This is a genomic window from uncultured Sphingobacterium sp. (assembly GCF_964277905.1).
Lineage (GTDB): Bacteria > Bacteroidota > Bacteroidia > Sphingobacteriales > Sphingobacteriaceae > Sphingobacterium > Sphingobacterium siyangense.
In genome coordinates, this window is the sequence record NZ_CAXYKD010000045.1 from 162,836 (window position 1) to 181,214 (window position 18,379).

The 18,379-nt window shown below is 39.8% G+C and carries 16 protein-coding genes; 6 read left to right on the plus strand and 10 right to left on the minus strand.

The features are described from left to right. Window positions 1-52 precede the first annotated feature (52 nt). The 8 genes from ACHWSC_RS20965 to ACHWSC_RS21000 all read right to left on the minus strand — a co-directional run bounded on the left by ACHWSC_RS20965 (window position 53) and on the right by ACHWSC_RS21000 (window position 11,934). Entirely contained in the window at window positions 53-1,051 is a 999-nt protein-coding gene (locus ACHWSC_RS20965; RefSeq protein ID WP_088160484.1) for a fasciclin domain-containing protein, read from the minus strand. Between the two features lie 3 nt (window positions 1,052-1,054). Next, on the minus strand, window positions 1,055-2,398 hold the full coding sequence (locus ACHWSC_RS20970) for a fasciclin domain-containing protein (protein ID WP_286735860.1): 1,344 nt from the start codon (window positions 2,396-2,398) through the stop codon (window positions 1,055-1,057). Beyond that, on the minus strand, window positions 2,388-3,509 hold the full coding sequence (locus tag ACHWSC_RS20975; RefSeq protein ID WP_286735861.1) for a fasciclin domain-containing protein: 1,122 nt from the start codon (window positions 3,507-3,509) through the stop codon (window positions 2,388-2,390). The genes ACHWSC_RS20970 and ACHWSC_RS20975 overlap by 11 nt, the downstream gene beginning before the upstream one ends. Before the next feature lie 11 nt (window positions 3,510-3,520). Then, complete coding sequence (locus tag ACHWSC_RS20980; RefSeq protein WP_286735862.1) at window positions 3,521-4,726, minus strand: hypothetical protein; 1,206 nt, start codon at window positions 4,724-4,726, stop codon at window positions 3,521-3,523. After that, window positions 4,726-6,459, minus strand: coding sequence for a DUF4397 domain-containing protein (locus ACHWSC_RS20985; RefSeq protein WP_394678056.1), 1,734 nt, complete (start codon window positions 6,457-6,459; stop codon window positions 4,726-4,728). The genes ACHWSC_RS20980 and ACHWSC_RS20985 overlap by 1 nt, the downstream gene beginning before the upstream one ends. 4 nt (window positions 6,460-6,463) lie before the next feature. Next, window positions 6,464-9,928: a carboxypeptidase-like regulatory domain-containing protein gene (locus tag ACHWSC_RS20990; protein WP_394678057.1), complete on the minus strand. Its 3,465-nt coding sequence runs from the start codon at window positions 9,926-9,928 to the stop codon at window positions 6,464-6,466. 131 nt (window positions 9,929-10,059) lie between these two features. After that, window positions 10,060-11,253 carry a FecR family protein gene (locus tag ACHWSC_RS20995; protein ID WP_394678058.1) on the minus strand — a complete coding sequence of 398 codons (1,194 nt, stop codon included), beginning with the start codon at window positions 11,251-11,253 and terminating at the stop codon, window positions 10,060-10,062. Window positions 11,254-11,313: 60 nt separating this feature from the next. Further along, window positions 11,314-11,934, minus strand: coding sequence for an RNA polymerase sigma factor (locus ACHWSC_RS21000; RefSeq protein WP_394678059.1), 621 nt, complete (start codon window positions 11,932-11,934; stop codon window positions 11,314-11,316). Window positions 11,935-12,127: 193 nt separating this feature from the next. Here ACHWSC_RS21000 and ACHWSC_RS21005 point away from each other — a divergent pair, with 193 nt between their 5' ends. After that, complete coding sequence (locus ACHWSC_RS21005) at window positions 12,128-12,601, plus strand: DUF1572 domain-containing protein (RefSeq protein WP_394678060.1); 474 nt, start codon at window positions 12,128-12,130, stop codon at window positions 12,599-12,601. Between the two features lie 4 nt (window positions 12,602-12,605). On the opposite strand, the gene ACHWSC_RS21010 is transcribed toward ACHWSC_RS21005, so the two are convergent. Further along, window positions 12,606-12,992, minus strand: coding sequence for a winged helix-turn-helix transcriptional regulator (locus ACHWSC_RS21010; RefSeq protein WP_394678061.1), 387 nt, complete (start codon window positions 12,990-12,992; stop codon window positions 12,606-12,608). Window positions 12,993-13,154: 162 nt separating this feature from the next. On the opposite strand from ACHWSC_RS21010, the gene ACHWSC_RS21015 reads away from it, so the two are divergent. The 5 genes from ACHWSC_RS21015 to ACHWSC_RS21035 all read left to right on the plus strand — a co-directional run bounded on the left by ACHWSC_RS21015 (window position 13,155) and on the right by ACHWSC_RS21035 (window position 16,905). Then, entirely contained in the window at window positions 13,155-13,622 is a 468-nt protein-coding gene (locus ACHWSC_RS21015; RefSeq protein WP_120335398.1) for a cupin domain-containing protein, read from the plus strand. 100 nt (window positions 13,623-13,722) lie between these two features. Next, the gene (locus ACHWSC_RS21020; protein ID WP_394678062.1) at window positions 13,723-14,289 is read left to right on the plus strand and encodes a Crp/Fnr family transcriptional regulator; all 567 of its coding nucleotides are present in this window, start codon (window positions 13,723-13,725) and stop codon (window positions 14,287-14,289) included. A 58-nt stretch (window positions 14,290-14,347) separates the two neighbouring features. Beyond that, window positions 14,348-14,929: an NAD(P)H-dependent oxidoreductase gene (locus tag ACHWSC_RS21025; protein WP_394678063.1), complete on the plus strand. Its 582-nt coding sequence runs from the start codon at window positions 14,348-14,350 to the stop codon at window positions 14,927-14,929. Window positions 14,930-15,051: 122 nt separating this feature from the next. After that, on the plus strand, window positions 15,052-16,326 hold the full coding sequence (locus tag ACHWSC_RS21030; protein WP_394678064.1) for an adenylosuccinate synthase: 1,275 nt from the start codon (window positions 15,052-15,054) through the stop codon (window positions 16,324-16,326). A 12-nt stretch (window positions 16,327-16,338) separates the two neighbouring features. Then, on the plus strand, window positions 16,339-16,905 hold the full coding sequence (locus ACHWSC_RS21035; RefSeq protein WP_394678065.1) for a Crp/Fnr family transcriptional regulator: 567 nt from the start codon (window positions 16,339-16,341) through the stop codon (window positions 16,903-16,905). A gap of 112 nt (window positions 16,906-17,017) precedes the next feature. Here the strand turns inward: ACHWSC_RS21035 and ACHWSC_RS21040 are convergent, their stop codons facing one another. Beyond that, window positions 17,018-18,253 (minus strand): porin, encoded by a 1,236-nt coding sequence (locus ACHWSC_RS21040; protein ID WP_394678066.1) that lies wholly within the window; start codon window positions 18,251-18,253, stop codon window positions 17,018-17,020. Window positions 18,254-18,379: the final 126 nt, after the last annotated feature.

The window sequence follows — 18,379 nt, forward strand, 5'->3', positions numbered from 1 at the left end:
TTGATATCTATTCATTGCTATGTTTCATTAATTCGTTAGATAAATCTTCTTATTACTGTGTTAGCCGGAGCCCCTGATCAACAATATGTAGTACCCCATCTCCGGTAAGGATATCCTGTTTCTGTAATAAGACATCATTTGTATTTCCCAAACCCCGAAGTGTTATACCGCTAAAAGAGCCCGGAGAGCTGGTATTTGGAACCAACTTAATCTCTACACTGTTACCATCTAGCATGGTTTGCTTAGACATATTTGTATTACCCGTACTCAAGATATAATCGTACACAAAACGACGGTCATGGAGAATATGATAGCGGACTAATTTTTTCAGATCGTCTAAATTGGCCAGCTCCACATCCTGCACGGATTGAAATCCCAGCAGAGTCATTGCAGCATTATTTGGTGCAAAAACTGTATAGGCTCCCTGATTTGTTTTTTCGGATAAAATGCCGGTCCTTTTTATAGCACGAGCAAATATGCTGATACTCGCATCTGCGTTGATAGCATCGACAATCTTATCATGTACATAGGGAGTCATAACGCGGTCGAGCACTTGAATCAGTCCATTAGATGCAGGCAAATTTTGTGTCAATATACGCGCTCCATTCAGTGTCAGTACTGTATCAGCTCCTTTTACCCAATGTGTGGCATAAACCTTACCGCGACGTGTTTTCAATTCTTGATTGAACAGAAAAGGAAGCTTATTGAGCTCATATTTTCCATCCAGTATATGATAATTAGCGATATTAGAAACTATCGCTGCGCGTTCAGACAGCATGCTCACGACAGTTGGATACCCCGCCTTTCCAAAGGCATTGTCGGATGGAGCAAGCAAAGTATAGGGACCTTCGCCCTTTTGCAACTCCTTATCCATATTACTGACGCGTAATGCAGCATTAAATACCGATAAATTAAAATTATCAGCAACGACCAAGTTGACCTTATTATTATCAAAATTCGTCGTGTTTTCTTCCTTTTTACAAGCAAATAATAGATTGATCGTCAGCAAAAATAGGCTACACTTGCTATAACTAAAATTATGTCGTCTCATCTTTTATTTAAGTTTAAATCCTTTTGGAAGCAGTAGATTATCAACAACGTGGATCGGTCCATTGACCGTATTGATATCTGTCTCAATAATATTGATCGGTGCTTGCTCGGCTTCTTTGATTTTCATTTGGATCTGGTTTCCATTTTTAGAAAAAGCTAACGGCATTTTATAAGCGTATTGAACCTGACTATTCCCCCCTATATTCACATAGTAATCGTTTAACAAGGCAGGATCCAGATCATTACTATAAAAGACGGTATTATTAGATAGCGCTATGCCATATGCAGGATCCTTAGTTGCAAACACTCTGCCCCAATTGCGATGAAAACTGAATAAAGTATCTGTCGGATATGCTCCACGTGGTTCAAAATACATGTCGTCGTATCTTACATCTCCCCTTTTAGCATTAAAAGCCAAAATATCGGCCACGCTTTTAAACCCTGCTTTTCGAAAGGCATCATCTGTTGGTGCAAAGGTGGCTGTCAGGTTAATATTAGGTATCTCATTGTAAAATGGATCCCTATCTATATCCCAGCCTCGTTGATAGGGAACTCTGGCCTCTGGATAATAGCTCAAAAATTCCTCTTTACTCATACGATATCCCCATAGAGGTTCAATATCATCCAACATTTTTTCATAAAACATTTCCTCGGACAAACGTTGGGATTCCACAAAAAAAGTAAACCTTCCATCGGCTATTAGCGCCTCCAATATGGTCATAGTAGGCTTTTCGATCACTTTTTCCAACATATAGATACCGCCATTTGTCGCGGGTTCATAAGCTAATTTTCCTTTAGACTTACCATTGACTAGCAAATCGCCATCTTTCACAGCGAGATAATGACGATAAGCATAGATGTCGTAACGTCTGCCAACTGGCTCGGTATTATCATAAAAAGGTACGCGGTAATTTTGATTTTTTAACATCGAGCGAACCATGAGACTATATTTACCAAGTTTAATTTGGTTAAGATCTCCTAAAAAACTGTAAAATTGGACGAAATCGGCAGCTTCCTCAGTAGTCATTTTTTGAACAGTCTCTAGTGTTATTCCAACTTGCTTCAACGCATTATCGGCTGGCACCAATACGGTCACTTTTGTATTGACTCCAGCAGCCTTGATCAGTGCTACAATGTTACTTTTCTGCCATGCTGTTAAAAAAACTTTTGCTTCGTTATGCTTTGTCAATAGTTGCGTAACATCCTGTGAAGCTTCGTTTTTATAGGGAACTTCCTCCCCCACAAGCTCCGGCATGAACTCAGTTTTTTGGCAAGATAACAGTACAGACAAAGCAGTAGTACATAACAACAGCATATACCAAACGGCATTTATTGATTTATTTTTCATCTTTTCCTTTTTTTATCGCTTGATCTGGGCTCACCAGCCCTCGATCTAAATCATGTACCAGACCATTACTACACAAATAGTCCATTTTAGCGCCGACATCATAAGTTACATCAGCGAGTATAATCGAATAGAAAGTATCATTGTCCCGGAGTCTCATATTATAACTCAATTTCCAGGTCGGATAGACTTCGTTGGCAAAATATTCCATATAATGTACTTTATCTTTCAAGTGGTATTTGTAATTACCATTCGAATTAATGACAGTAAAAACTTGCGAATCCGATATAAAAAAATGTTTATCGTACATGATGTAGGCACCAAACAATACCTCAGCGACATAATTCTGTGGAACAGCACTATCCAAAAATTCCATCGTAACTCCTCTCTTTTCTAGGGCCTCATTTGTTGGTGCAAATACCGTAAATGGGCCTTTTTCAGCCAGCTGTTCCCACAGACCAAATTTCTTCAGTCCAGCCACAAAAACAGTATAGTCTTTCCTGTCACTGAGCCAATCCTGAATATTTTTCTCAAATTGTGGTTTCATTACCTTATCCAGCACATGCAACACTCCGTTGGATAAAACCACGTCTTTGCGGATCGCTTTCGCTCCGCTAAAAAAAAGCATATTTGTTGGAGTAGTAGCCCCAGGTGAGATAGAACCGATTGAGGCGTACAATTCGGAACCTTCGAGTGTTGCATACCTAAAATCCACCGAGTTGCTCGGAATATCGCTCACATAAAGGCGCCTTGGGAGAATATGATAGGAAATCAGTCTCCGCAAACTATCCTTATTCATTCGATCAAAATCGGTTGGACGAAACACACCGATCTCATTAAAAGCGAGATCGTTTGGTACGAGAACTGTAAATGGACCTTTGCCATTTAGTTCGACATTCAGACCCGTTTTCTCCAGCGCCGCGTCAAAGAGGCGCATTTCATAATTATTATGAATAAAATCGGCCGCCGGTCGTATATTTTCATTAGGTTGGGGCACCGTGAGATTATCATGTTTGCAGCCTTGTAGCAACAAAATAAATAAGCACGTAGAAAACCAGCCCATAGCATGAAGCAATGATACCTTCTGTTCTATTTTGCTATTATATTGAATCATTTCTGCTAATTTTAGTAAATAGGTGGAGCATATTTTCGTTGTATGGTAGTTAGGTAGACGCGACCATTGACAATTTCGATCGTATTGACCGTTGCGAAAGTGCGTGGATTATCCTTTCCCGAATGTACGTTGACCAACAAATTTGGAAGCAGTGTTCCGTTTTCATTACTGGTCAACCCTACTTTTCCGTTCAGGAGACAATTAAGTACAGCCCAGTTGCTACCTGTGTTTGTCTCACTATCATAAAATGGATTCGTGACGGGGTCCATTCCAGGTGTAAAAAAGTCAAATCGTTGCCAAATAGCTGTGCGGATACCGTTGGATTTACTACTCGCCCATAACGGAAAACTTGCATATGCATTCACTTCATTTGAACTTGTATTACGTTTAACGGTTGTCAAAAAACGCCCTTGGTAACCATTTACTTTCGCAGCATAATGGCTGAGCTCTTCCTGACTTTCATAAAGTGACAAAAACACATTCATTTCTTCTTTGACACCATTTTTGAAGCTTTTCAACCTATAATCATCATCTTTTAAGCTTGCATCAGCTTCCCAGAACCCTTTTGCACTCATATTGTAAAAGTTTACATACACCAATGAATCTGATAATGGGAGCTTATAGAAATTTTCATGTCTCAATAAGATTCCATGATCCTTCTTTATAAAATCCCTTTGCAAAAGATGGAGTGTATAAACTTCTTTACTTTGAAGATTGATCACCGTGTCAATCAGAATGTCATTTTTCAAACGATCTTCCAATTCAAAGAAGGGTACCGTATTTTTTGGACGATACGCAAATACGACTCTTACCTCGCCTGAGGGTACCTGAGCCCAGCTACTTAAGTCAAATCCGTTTAAAATAGGACCGACTAGGACATTTTCCTTTCCTGGATATTCGGGATTGCTTGGGTCTGTACTGTTCCCGATGTGAGAAGGATATGGGGGAGCATAAGGATCTCTTTTATCCAAGAAATCACCTACAATTTCCGCTCCTGTAAATTTTCCATCAGATCCTATTTTCGGATTGATAAGCATGCAGAAATAGGGTACTTTATCATCCTTGCTACCCATAGTCTGTACGTAATTGACATTATTAAAAACACGTAGATAAGCCGGCTCGGCAATCTGTGTATATTCAATTTTCGTACAGGAAGCAAGCAATAGTATAAAAATGGCCAATAGCCAAATACGATTTGATATATTTTGCTTTTTCATTATTTATTATGTTTGATAATGATCATTCGCGCTTTTTCCTTATCGGACGATCCCGAACCACTTTTCCCAATCAACGCTACAGTATAAATTCCTGGCTCAAATGCTGGCAGAGGCCTTCCAATGGTTGTATACAGCGATTTATTTGCTATAAACTCGGTCGATTGCAATACGTCAATATCGTCGGCCCAGACACCTGGTATTACGTCTGGTTTAGAACGATAAGCCATTATTGCATAGGGATTCGTCATAATATTTACATTGGTATAAGGCATATTAATTGAAGGGATCCCAGGTTGCAGATTTACATTACCGCTGTTCCCGAAAGGCTGTCCGTTAGGCAGTGTAAAGGTGATATAAGGATTGCTTGCCGATAGATTTAAAAAGCGATTAAAGTTGAAGAATTTAAAAGCTAGCCGGCTGTATGTCCCATCGTCTTCAGCCGGTAAAGGGAGCGTACCACTCAGATCATTGGAAATGAGAAGCAACTGAGCCTTTCCATTTAGATCAGGATAGAGCCATAACGTATAATTTTGATTGCTCCGCAATTCCTGTTTAATCGTCGCAAGTACGTTTCCAGTTGCATCTATAGCCTCTATATCATATTGCTTCTGGGTAAACACACTATAATTACTTCCTTTTCCAAATCCGATACCACTGGCAATAACCTTTCCATCGACCTTAAACCCTATCGATTGATCCTTATATGCATTTACACCTTGTATCCTCAAATAACTTTGATTAACCTGCGCTGCAATGTCTGTGATAATCTGAAACGAATTTTGATAGGCCTCAGCTGTTTCGTTCATCTCATTTGAGAAATAACTAAATCGCTGCGGGGTGACTACGATCGTATAAACACCACCAGGTTGAAAATCCTGAATCGGAGCATAAGCAAAATTAGTAGACTTTGCATAATCTTTTGGAATGGTGGAAGTCGGTAAATCAATAAGCCCATACTCAAACCGCCCTGAGCCCAAAGAAGGGAGGGGTCTGCCATCCGCTAACAATATTTTAAACTGATAGGTCCCATAGGGCAGTTCAATATAGTCTGAATTGCGACGTGCGACAGAAATATCATTCGTTTTTTGATCAACCAAAGTACCATCAGCATAAGCTAACGATATTGCACCAACGAGATTCTCCTGTGCACCACCCATCCCGTTGGAAGGGTTTTTGATCGCTCCAGCTAGGTTAACAATCCGAATCTTAAAATGGTCCGGCTTACTGGGACTAGTCATAGCCCTCGTTAATGCAACAACTTCAGGTTGACCATTCATGATTAAAGAAGGAAGCAAAAAATAATCCTTAGGTTGCTCATAACTATTGTCAACCTTGACTTTAAAATCATGGTTCAAACCAAAACCCTGATAAAAGCGAGCTGCAAACGTAAGGTCTGCCTCTTCTTTCTGATCAAAAAGATCTTGTGGAACTGTCCATGTCTTTGTCAAACGTCCGTCTGTTGGGAAATATGACGTTCCAGGATATTTATGATTCCCCGGATTTAACGGATGCAACACAACAAAACTTGTCAAGCTGTCGCCATTAGCAATAACCTGATTAAAGTCAGATAGATTAACAATTCTAGTATTTGAATTTGGCCGGTTTTCAGTTACAGGACGATTGTCATTAATCACATCCAGTTTTTCCTTTTTACAAGAAACAAAGGATAAAAAACATAAAGCTGTAACACCAAAAAACCGAAGCCCCACACGCTTAAACATACTGATTTTCATTAGATTAAAATAAGTTATAGGTAAAACCGATCATAATTTCTGCTCCGCGCTTATAACTTCTGTTGATATACTCATTTCCATACCACTTTCCTCCGGTTTGCGGATTTGCATAAACAGTTTTAATAGCAGGATTCATTATATTTTTGGCATAGCCTTTAAACAAGATCCGTTTATTGAGCTTTTGAGAAAAAACAAAATCAAGGTAAGGCACGGGCTGTGTATACAGATCCGGTTCCCCTGTCAGATTAATTTGGACTAAGCGTTCCCCAACCATATTAAAGGTCACTGTGAGATCGGTTCCTGATTTGTCGTTATCATAGTTTAACCAAGCATTAATCGAATAAGGAGCCTGTTCAAACAACGGACTATTTTTTGGCGTATATCTATCCAGTGAACGATTTGCTTCATAACGCTCCTCAGATTTTTTAATTTCACTTTGTGCCAATAAAAGATTGGTACCCAAAAACAAGTTTTTTAAAGGATCATATAAGGTTCCCAAATTCTTGACAACTTCAAATTCCAATCCCCATACCTTACCAATATTACCGTCATTCTGAAATTGGATGGTTGGAAATTCCGGATAAGTAGCAGCTAACCCCTGAGTTTTTAGATTAAATACCTTAACCAATTGATTTTCTATACGCTTTCCAAAAGCCGACACGGCAATAACCTCTCCTTTAGCAGGAAACCATTCCCATCGAAAATCCGCATTTTGGGTATATTGATTTTTCAAATTGGGATTACCAACAACTAAGCCCATTTGAAAGGCATCAAATTCAAATACATTGGTAATCTCACGCAATTCAGGTCTCGCTAGAGTCGTGTTGAAGGCCCCACGAAAATTCATATTGTCATTCAACGTATAGGTTGCATTGACAGAATAGAATGGTTTATATTTTGTTTTATAGACAGAATTGGGATTAATCGGATCCAGTGGAATACGTGTACCATCTGGAGATGTTGCGGTCAGTGCAGGGTCTAAAAATACATTCGCAGTATCCACTGCCGAACCAATATTTGTCATCTCAAACCGAACTCCTCCAGCCATGCGGAATCGTTCAGCAATCTTGAGATCCAGCATACCATACAATGCATTGGTTTCAAAATAACCTTTGTAGTTATTTGGCGATTTTTGGCTATTGTATAGAAAACCACCTATTGGCATCATACCTTCACCCTGCCCTGCTTTTGGTAATACAACACCTACAATTTCATTGCTTACCAAACGGTCTAAATTGCCTTGGACGTCATATAAAGGAATGGCCTTATTGCCCGTAAAATTTGAACCTGGCAGAAACAGCTGGTTTTCTGTAAATTTACGATCCCTAAATAAATAATTAAATCCCGTTTTAAACAACTGTTTTTCGCCCAATAGCCTGAAAGGAAAACTCAGATCAGCTTTTGCATTAAAATTATCTTCGTTCAAATTCCGCCATCTCCGTCCATTAGGTTCAGCTTGAATAATACCGTAATTTCCAAATCCGTTTACATAGCCCGATGTAAGTGCATAGAGATGTTCAGAATATACATAGTCATCAAAATGAGCCTGCTCACCTATAATGGGACGTCGATACCATCCCCCACCCCGAGGTTTGTAGTCTACAAGACTTGCAAATCTAAAATCCGGATCATTCTGCGTGGACTTTGACGTTGCAACATTATAACTCAAACGAGGCGAGAGCTCATTTTTCAAAAACTTATGTTCGCCCTGTAGGTTAAAGGTATTCAGATTACGGAAAGTCTGTTTAAGCGAATGAATAGTACTTCTGACTTCGCCAGGCAAGCCCGAATACTCATAGCGTCCATTTAAATTTGTTGCAATAGACTCTCCTCCCCAGCTTCCCAAATATTGCATACTGACCTCATGCTGTGGATTAAAACGGTAGGTGACCCCTACAAGTGTACCATAGTTTAGTGTTTCGGTTCCTGTATTTTCACGATAAGTTTGATACTTCCCCATAAAAAGACTATTCGGTGTAATATAATTAGGGATATTCCTAAAACTAAAAATATCAGGGTTACCAGTCACTACCCCTTGATAGATGCTATACTGGGTCAGTTCGCCCTGATAAATATCAGCGGTTCTTCTATAATAATTTCCTCCGACAACAAGCCCCAGTTTGTGTTTTCCAAAAACATCATAACTATTACCGAATGTTGCCGAGTAAAGTTGATTCATGGGCGCGCGGCGGTATCGAGTCGTCATAACGGGATCAAACCCTTTCATAATCGTATTAACCCGGTTTACCTCCTGGTATCCTGAGGGGCTATAGTTGCTATTGGCGATCATATCCTGGATAGAACTTAATCCATTGGGATATTGCGTTGCAAGATTTAGAAAATCCGAGGAAAGGTCTTTCTTATTGATTCGTGTTCCCAATAATCCCATCTCACTGTTCCAAAAGCTGTTGTAATTTCCCCCCAAACCAATGTTCGAATTGAGCCCCGTTTGAGCGATAAGCTCAAATGTCATTTTCTCAGGCACAGATTTCGTTTTGAGCTCAACGATACCCGAAGCAGCATCGGCAGGTTTATCTGGTGTTACTGTTTTATAAACGGTAATATTATCCAATAAGGAAGCCGGAACGAGATCCAACGGGATGGCACTACGGTCAGGATCAGAAGAAGCCAATCTTACGCCATTCAACTGACCGATCACAGATCGATCACCTAGCCCTCTGACCGCAACATATTTATCATCAGTCACCGTAACACCAGTAACGCGTTGTAATGCCTGTGTAGTCGTGATACTGGCCGTACGCTCAATCAATTCGGCCGAAATAGCATCCTGTACAATAGAAGCGCGTTTACGTTCTTCCAGCACGGCCGTTTCAGTGTTCATTTTACGCCTTGCCTGAACGGTGACCTCTTCCAATGCTGTGGCAAGAGGGCTCAAGCCAATGACAAGGTTTTCCTTCACATCATTAATTTCAATTTCCTTGGTCTGATAGCCCAGATAGGAAAGAACGAGAACAGTAGGAATTTTAGAAATCGATAGCGAAAAGTTTCCATTTGCATCAGAATTCGTTCCTACAGATGTTCCTTTAACACGGATAGAAACACTGGCCAATGTCCTTTTTGTCTGTTGATCAATAACTCTACCAACCAAGCGCTGTTGCAATACATCGGTGGGCTTTTCCAGCGCAGTCCGAAGCGCCGTAACAACAACCAGTTTATTTTTCACAACATAACCGAACGGTTGTCCTGCAAAACATATATTCAATGCTTCTTCAACAGTTGCATTGTTTAGATTGACATTAACGGGTTTTGCTCGGTTAAAGAGCCCATTATCGTAAAAAAAATCATAACCGCTCTGCTGCCTTATTTCTTTTAATATAGCTGGGATATGACTATTTTGTTTGTTAAGTGTGATACGTTGACCGTAAGTAAACGCACTGACTTTCACCAACAAACAAGTTAAAAATACCATGGTGATTTTCATAACACGCATGCATTGATAAAAACTCATATATTTGTTGTTGTTAATATTATTTGATGATCATTGAATCGCAACATGATCGATAAGCTTAACACATTGACCAAAGGTGTTACCAGCACCTTTGGTTATTTTTATCCAGCTTATCGTAAAAATTAGATAGGTCAATCTATCACAATAAGCCTCCTTCCATTTAGCGTTAATTTTACTTTTCCTGTTGTTTGCAACATATCAATAATGGTAGATAGCGGTTGAGAACGCGATACCATACCATCAAATTTCAGCTTTTCAAGTCGTTCAGGACATGCTACATCCACGTTGTACCACCTTGAAACTTTACGCAGCAGACTTACTAACTCCTCTCCTTTAAAAACAAAGTCACCATTTATCCAAGCTACTTCCTGAGAAATATCGACATTTTCTACACGTAGGGCTTCATTTAACAAGGCCCGCTGCCCTGGTTTTAAGAGCACCGATTCATTTCTTTTTTTCGAACTAACGCGTACACTTCCCTCCAATAAAGTTGTTGTTGTATAAGGTTCGTCATCATATGCGTTGACATTGAAATGCGTACCAAGAACTTCTATTTTTTGATTTGTTGTCTCCACGTAAAAAGGAATTCGTTTTCCCATTCCAGTCTCAATTTTTGCAATTTCAAAGTAAACCTCTCCGGTCATATGGACATGCCGTTCGTTTTCACTAAATTTCAAAGGATATGTCAGGGTCGAATTTGCATTGAGAAAAGCTTTCGATCCATCTGGCAATATAATTTGATATTGATTTCCCCTATTCGTCGCAATTTTATTCATTGCTGTACTGGCGATCCGTTCCTTTTCAACAGCCTTATACACCAATTCACCATCGTTGTTCTTTTGTATTTCTACTCCGCCCTGAAGTGCAACAACACTTCCATTCTCTATATCAGCTAAGGAAACAACGGAGCCATCTTTTAGTGTCAATAAGGCATCATCCTTTCCCGGAGCACCGATATGCTGTACGTTTTTTGGCTGTTCTTCAGCAAGCTGTTGTTTAAATAGAAACAGTGAGATAGCGCCAACAACGACTAGGAGCGCCGCAATTTTTAACCAGACAGCCGTACCAATTTCTATGAAGCTGTGCTGGTTAGCGCGCTTTTTTATTTGAGACTGCAAACGCTCATAGTTTGTTTGAACGGATAGTTGGCCCGAATAATGTCCCATTGCCACAATGGTTTCCTGCAACTCCGTTATGGACGCTTTATGTTCAGGATATTTTTGTAACCATTTTTCCCATTTTTCGATATCTTCTTTATTTGTTCCCTTACAATAGTTCACAAAAGATTCGTCCAACAATAACGCTTGCAAATTAAGTTCGTTCATACTACTCTAATCGTAATTTATACAATAGAGTGGGTAGGGTCATTTTTTCACTACTCGTTTTTAAGAAAAAATCAATAAAAATGAAGAAAGTAGCCCTACGGCAACTTTAAGAAAGATTTCTTGTTCACTAGAAAGATTATTTTTTATTTTTTCTAGGGATTTATAAATGGTATTATAGATCGTATGGATCGAAACCTGATTGGCATCAGCGATTTCCTGATAAGAAAGATCCAAAAAAAATCGTTGGTAAATCACCAGTCGTTGTTTTGTCCCTAATTGCTCCATATGCTCTTCAACCAACTGTGTTACGGTATTTGTCGTTACCGCACGGATATGTTGGTCTTCAACAGAGTGATGGATTGACGGATCATGGATCTCTTCTACAAAATCCAAATCTGTCAGCTGCAGTGATTCCTTGCGGAAAAGTTTTTGAAAGAAAACCGTAATAATATAATTATGATGATTACGTATCTGACGATTGCTAGACTTTTTCTCCCATAGATGTAGAAACACATCATTCACGCTATCCTGAACACGCTGTACCGATATTTTCTTTTTTAGCCCCAAATAAGAGAGATAGTGGTAATAATGTTTATATAACGTATAAAATGATTCTTCACACTCCTCTTCCACAAATTGGTCCCAAATATTTCTTAGATCTTTTCCGGTTAGTGCAAACATGATATCTTGGTAACAATGACTTTATACAAAAAAAGAAAAGTCTTATTAACAAGAGATTAACCAAAGATGAAGAATAGGAAAATTGTATGTAAATTGGAATTAGAAAATCAATACCAATTCTTCCTATAGCTGTAATGGGTAAATAATGGCAAAAAGGCAGGAAAAACTAATCATTGGAAAATTTTAACACAAAATGGAAAGACGTATATTTCTTGCAGACAGACTTCGCGAAGTTTTTTTGAATGGACGTTGGATTGCCAACACCAACTATCAGGAACAACTATTGAACACGACCTGGGAACAAGCCATAATCAAAATAAATGATCTGAATTCCATCGCTGCCCTAACCTATCATATCAATTATTATCTCGAGGGATTACTGATGGCATTTAAACACGGAAAATTGGAAATCAGCGATAAGTATAGCTTTGATATCCCGCCTATCCGATCCAAAGCCGATTGGCATGCGCTAGTAGATCGATTCCTAAAAAACGCAGCAACATTTGCCGACGGCATTGCCCAATTTGAAGAAAACCTATTCGATCAGCAATTTATTGATAAAAAGTATGGATCTTACCTCAGAAATATCGAAGGTGTAATCGAACATAGCTATTATCACCTTGGTCAGATTTCACTGATCAAAAAGTTAATTCTTCAATCGGAATAAATTGTTATTTCGCTAGTACAGCGAGTTCCTGTTTCACTTTCTCTCGGTATTCCAAACCCCAACTGACCAACGATTCGGTGACGGGGAACACACTTTTACCATAGGCCGTAATTTTATAAAACACTTTTACGGGGTCTTCACTTGGCTGACGGGCGACTAACAAGTTTAATTCAAGGTCTCGAAGTTCTTTCGTCAACACTTTTGCAGAAATTCCCTGAATCTCCCGTTCCATTTTTTTGAAATGGATTTCCTGCGACTCCCGATTAGCCAAATAACGTAATATCATCAATTTCCATTTTCCGCCCAAAATATCCAGCGCGTCACGCATAGCGCGCAATTCTTCTGTACAACTCGTCTCCCGCATTTGATTTACGTCCAAAACTTGTCCCATATTGATTTCTAACGACTAGTTACCACTTGTTAACTACCAACAAATATATAGCAAACGAAAGGTAGATTTGTCATAACAACGGCGTAAGATGAAAAATTAAAGTATAACGTAGATTATGAAAAACAACCAGACTCAAGGCAATAAATTAATTATACAAAATCAATGAGAACTATACCTAGACGAATCGTGACAGGCATACGTGCCGGCAAATCCTTTATCGAAGCGGATGCATTGGTAGATAATGTATCGGAGCACTATCCCAATCTCGTTATTTCCGATATCTGGCAAACCAGTCAAATGCCGGCCAAGTTTGAGAAAGAGCATCCCATAGAAAACACTGCTATACCCCAAGTCATCAAAAATGGCACGTACTTCCGCTATGTACAGATCCCACCCGATCGGGAACTTGGTATAGAAACAGCGATTGGCACCCCTCATCCCCTCATGCATCAGACAGCAAGTTTAGATTACATCGTTATTCTTGCAGGGGAGATTTACTTGATTACAGACACAGAAGAAACGCTTTTACAGGCCGGCGATATTGTCATCCAGCGTGGCACGAATCATGCATGGAGCAATCGCTCCGATCAAATGTGCCTGCAATTGGCAATTCTAATCGATGCGAATTAGAAATCTACCTATTGTCAATCGGCAAAATAAACATCGCGTCGATTGAATCATATCGAATTTATGTTGCAGAAACACAACAATTTTTCTAAGTTTGGGCTTCATGATAGCAGCATATTTTCGGTCTTTGCGTCTGTTTGAGGAAGAAGAGATCAATCAGATTGTTCAGCTTTTTGAATACAGAAAGCTGAACAAAAATGACTTTTTTGTTCAGGAGAATCAACCTTGTCATGAAGTTGCTTTTATACAATCAGGGATCTTCCGTTCTTATTATAGCAGTGCAAACAAGGAAGATATTACCTATTGCTTCCGCTTTCCCAATACTTGGATAGCGGCCTACTCCTCCTTTATTACAGGCGGGCCGAGTACGGAGACCATGCAGGCCATCACCCCTGCTGAACTATGGACGATCAAAAAAAACACCATTGATACACTCGCTACAAATAGCCTAAAATGGACAAAGTACCTTAAAATGATTGCCGAGGAACAATATCTTGAGCTGGAAAAACGCGTCTTTCAATTGCAAAAAGAAACCGCATCACAACGTTATGCCAATTTACTCAAAGATCATCCTGAGTTTATCCAACAGCTTCCTTTACAATATCTTGCTTCCTATTTAGGCATCACACAACGTCATTTAAGTCGTATTCGCAGCGAAATTTCTTTTTAGACATTTGTCCTATAAAGACGGTGGCTCTATCGGTATTTTTGTAATGTAATACGACATCATGCAGAAAAAAATACTTATTATCAATGGTCACCCGAATCGGGAATCCTTCAATTTTGGCATTGCAAATGCTTATCAAGAAGCTGCGGTAGCGTCCGGAGCTACAGTACGAACAATCCATATTATTGACCTAGACTTCAATCCAAACCTTGAATTTGGTTATCGTAAACGGACAGAACTTGAGCAGGACCTACTTCTTGCCTGGGAAGACATCTTATGGGCCGATCATTTGGTCTGGATACATCCCGTTTGGTGGGGCGGTCTTCCTGCCTTGATGAAGGGCTTTATCGATAGACTATTTCTACCTGGACGGGCCTTTCAATACCGCGAAAATTCTCTTTTTTGGGACAAATTGCTAAAAGGAAAATCTGCCCGAATTATTACAACACTCGATCAACCAAGTTGGTATTATGCATTAGTTTACGGCAGACCAAGTGTTAATCAACTAAAAAGATCCACCCTTCAATTTTGTGGAATATCGCCGGTTAAAGTCACCTATATCGAAATTATCAAAACTTCTGATCCTATTAAACGGAATAAATGGCTACAAAAAGTACAACAGTTGGGACACAAACAAGCTTAAGCGCAATCCAAACGCATTAAGACTGCTGGCCAAATGATAATGAGGAGCACTTTTTGCCAAATGGCAATTGTCCTCCGCTTTGCAAGCCCTAGCTTTGACCATAAATTCAAGACAAAGGCAATATGGACATTCTAATTGGGCTCCAATGGGGAGACGAAGGCAAAGGAAAATTCATTGATCTGATCGGAAGCGACTATGACATTATCGCTCGATTTAATGGCGGCGCGAATGCCGGACATAGCATTTATTATCAAGGTAACAAAGTTACGCTTAAACTACTCCCATCGGGAATTTTTTCGTCACATGTCAAAAACATTATCGGCACCGGTGTGGTGGTTGACCCATTAGCATTTAAAGCAGAAATCGAAGAACTGGCGCACATTATGCCAGATCAAGATCTCGTTGATAGAATTTTGATATCCCAAAAAGCGCATCTCGTTTTACCGACCCATCGTTATTGGGATATCTATATGGAACAGTCCCCATTGTATCGCACAATAGGAACGACCAAAAATGGTATTGCGCCAAGCTATTCCAATAAAATCCTAAGACAGAACCTTCGTGTTGGTGATATTCACTCGGATAGTTTTAATACGGACGTATATCAAATTTTAAATCGTCAATACAATGAACTACAGCTTCTCGGACAAGAAATGCCTGCATTCGAAGAGCTCTACCACGATTTTATTCGAGGATGCACTTCGTTAAAGCAAGTGCCAATTATAGATACTGAAATCTTTCTTAACAAGGCGATCCAAGATGGCAAGAAGGTATTGGCGGAAGGGGCGCAGGCAACCCTACTTGACATCGACCATGGAAGTTATCCTTATGTGACCTCATCAAATACGATTGCCTCCGCAGCCTGTGTAAGCTTGGGTGTGTCGCCTAAACTGGTAGACAAAATTTATGGTGTTACAAAAGCCTATTGCACCCGTGTGGGTAATGGCATTTTCCCAACCGAGATCACAGGACAAGCTGCCAATGATTTACGGGAAAAAGGAGCTGAATTCGGTTCCAATACCAAGCGTCCCCGTCGTGTCGGCTGGCTGGATCTTCCGGCATTAAAATATGCCATCATGTTAAATGGAGTCACTCAGCTTGTTCTTACGAAAGCCGACATCTTGAACGAAATGGCTGCCATCCCCGTCTGTACACATTATGAAATAGATGAACAAAAAATTTCCTTAGCATTTCCTCAATCCGCTGAACAAGAAATTAAACCGATCTGGAAATATTTAAAAGGTTGGAATACCGATTTCTCTAATATCAAGCAGGCAAACTTACTTCCAGAAACCTTGGGTGCATTTATCTCCTTTTTAGAAGAAGAGTTACAAGTTCCCATAACGTATCTTTCAACAGGACCTCAACGTGAAGAATTGATTAACTTAGCTAAGTAATATAAAGGTAACATGGAGCAATTACTGGAATACATCCGAAAATTTGGACAGCTCGATTTGCGAGAAGAGAACTTAATTCGACAGGCATTCGAAAAAAAGCATATTCCAAAGTCAAGCTATTTTGTCGCCTGCGGTAAAGTAAACAATAGCATTGCTTTTGTGGAATCGGGGGTATTCCGTTCGCTCTATTACAATAGTAAAGGCAATGATTTTACACGTTATTTTATTTATGAAGGCCGCTTTATTGGGGATCTTCAGAGCTTCTTAGATCGAACACCCTCCAATGACTACATTGAATCATTGACGGATGCTGAAATCTGGAGCCTTGATTTTGACAATTTTACGCTCCTTGAAAAGGAAATTAAAGTTTGGCCATTGTTAATGGCCAAACTTTATGGTTTTGTGGTGGAAAGTAAGCTAAAAACGGCAAATACCATGATGAATCTCGATGCCAAAGAACGCTACCTCCTGTTCTTAAAGCTTTACCCTGGTTTGGCCAATCGTGTTCCATTAGCCATGTTAGCATCCTATTTAGGGATTACCGCATCATCCCTGAGCCGGATTCGGAAAAATATCTAGTCCCCTCGCAACATCTAAATCAAATCGCGCGCCCCTAATGCATTAGTCATACTAATAAGAATCCTTCCGATCAACTCCGATCATTGCGATAAAATTGTGGCCCTGAGCCAATTTACCAACGATAAAGCAGCCTTGTAGTGAAGACATTATCTTTCAGATCAGCAGAAAAGTTTGGTAAACTTGTGGTCTCGTTTGTTACATGCTCATTATATACGGTCAATTTTATCCTATTGTTAATCTGATATGCAAGACCATAGCCCAACGTACTAAACTTAACATCTCCGTCGGCCGTAAAATTATCGGGCATGCCGATTGTCACGCCACTTGCTTTAGTATTTGGATCATAGACGTCATACGCTAACAGCGCAGTTATACCGGTCTTAGCAATCTCTTGCGTAAACCAAAGATAATATCCGTTAAATTTTCGTTGATAAAGGTCTGTTGTCGGTTGGGTCGTAAAACTTCTGCTTGCGTAAGGCCCTTTGATATCGGCACCACCCGCTACCCCTGGCTGATCACCGGCGACATATTCTGTTTTAAAGCTGGACTTTCCCAAGCTACTGTCAAATTCCAACTGTAAATTGGCGCCATAATAATTCCTACCGATCGCCCTGCCTTCATTCTCGTCGCTGGTATGTGCTGTATAACCATTGCTATTGGGTGTATAATAAGTTTTCGTATCATTACGAACCGAACCTTTATAGAATGAGCCACCAAATCCCAAATGAAGTTTTTTATCCGCTAGACTATCAAATTTAAAAGCAAGATTACCGATGAGATCTTTTTTGGAATCATAATCTTTAGCCGAATGGCCACTGCCATTCACCAAGGCTAAATCTAAGTTTAAGAATTTAACTTTACCGCCAGGATGATAACTTACCATTCCACCAAGATCACGTTCGCGTGGCATCAACGTCTGGAATACACGCGCCCGTTCCGGAAAGTCGCGATAGCCCGATGAATATACAATAGAGTATCCAAAAGGTCTATTGAAAAGACCCGCTGTTAAACTTAGGCCTTTTTGGCTTGGGTGGCGCAATTGAATAAAGGCATCCATCAGTTGTACACCGTCTTGAGTAGCATCCAACTGAAAGACAATACTGGAGTACGTATCCACGCGGTCAATTTTAAGACGTCCCCTGCGGATCATAAACCTGTTATCCGAATTCTTTGAAAAATCCCCACCCGAAAAGGAAGTAATTCCGGGAGATTGCGCTTTCTGAAACTGTGTCTGAAGGTACCCCGTAATCTTGATATCATGTGGATCATAGCTGGAGGGCGCATTATTATTTTGCGCAAGCGCTACGACAGGACCTATCAGGGCTAAGAGTAAAAGTGCTTTTTTCATGAGAATTTTAAATAAATTATCTTTTTCGCTTGTGATGATATGATACGAGCAGAATCATTTTTCCATCTTCTATTCATCATCTTTCAACGGCGTAAAAATAGATTCTCAATATTAAGTTAATATTAA

Bases quoted from the DNA above. Each gene is read 5' to 3' on its own strand.
- ACHWSC_RS20965 (WP_088160484.1), bottom strand. From the start codon at position 1,051: ATGAGACGACATAATTTTAGTTATAGCAAGTGTAGCCTATTTTTGCTG.
- ACHWSC_RS20970 (WP_286735860.1), bottom strand. From the start codon at position 2,398: ATGAAAAATAAATCAATAAATGCCGTTTGGTATATGCTGTTGTTATGT.
- ACHWSC_RS20975 (WP_286735861.1), bottom strand. From the start codon at position 3,509: ATGATTCAATATAATAGCAAAATAGAACAGAAGGTATCATTGCTTCAT.
- ACHWSC_RS20980 (WP_286735862.1), bottom strand. From the start codon at position 4,726: ATGAAAAAGCAAAATATATCAAATCGTATTTGGCTATTGGCCATTTTT.
- ACHWSC_RS20985 (WP_394678056.1), bottom strand. From the start codon at position 6,459: ATGAAAATCAGTATGTTTAAGCGTGTGGGGCTTCGGTTTTTTGGTGTT.
- ACHWSC_RS20990 (WP_394678057.1), bottom strand. From the start codon at position 9,928: ATGAGTTTTTATCAATGCATGCGTGTTATGAAAATCACCATGGTATTT.
- ACHWSC_RS20995 (WP_394678058.1), bottom strand. From the start codon at position 11,253: ATGAACGAACTTAATTTGCAAGCGTTATTGTTGGACGAATCTTTTGTG.
- ACHWSC_RS21000 (WP_394678059.1), bottom strand. From the start codon at position 11,934: ATGTTTGCACTAACCGGAAAAGATCTAAGAAATATTTGGGACCAATTT.
- ACHWSC_RS21005 (WP_394678060.1), top strand. From the start codon at position 12,128: ATGGAAAGACGTATATTTCTTGCAGACAGACTTCGCGAAGTTTTTTTG.
- ACHWSC_RS21010 (WP_394678061.1), bottom strand. From the start codon at position 12,992: ATGGGACAAGTTTTGGACGTAAATCAAATGCGGGAGACGAGTTGTACA.
- ACHWSC_RS21015 (WP_120335398.1), top strand. From the start codon at position 13,155: ATGAGAACTATACCTAGACGAATCGTGACAGGCATACGTGCCGGCAAA.
- ACHWSC_RS21020 (WP_394678062.1), top strand. From the start codon at position 13,723: ATGATAGCAGCATATTTTCGGTCTTTGCGTCTGTTTGAGGAAGAAGAG.
- ACHWSC_RS21025 (WP_394678063.1), top strand. From the start codon at position 14,348: ATGCAGAAAAAAATACTTATTATCAATGGTCACCCGAATCGGGAATCC.
- ACHWSC_RS21030 (WP_394678064.1), top strand. From the start codon at position 15,052: ATGGACATTCTAATTGGGCTCCAATGGGGAGACGAAGGCAAAGGAAAA.
- ACHWSC_RS21035 (WP_394678065.1), top strand. From the start codon at position 16,339: ATGGAGCAATTACTGGAATACATCCGAAAATTTGGACAGCTCGATTTG.
- ACHWSC_RS21040 (WP_394678066.1), bottom strand. From the start codon at position 18,253: ATGAAAAAAGCACTTTTACTCTTAGCCCTGATAGGTCCTGTCGTAGCG.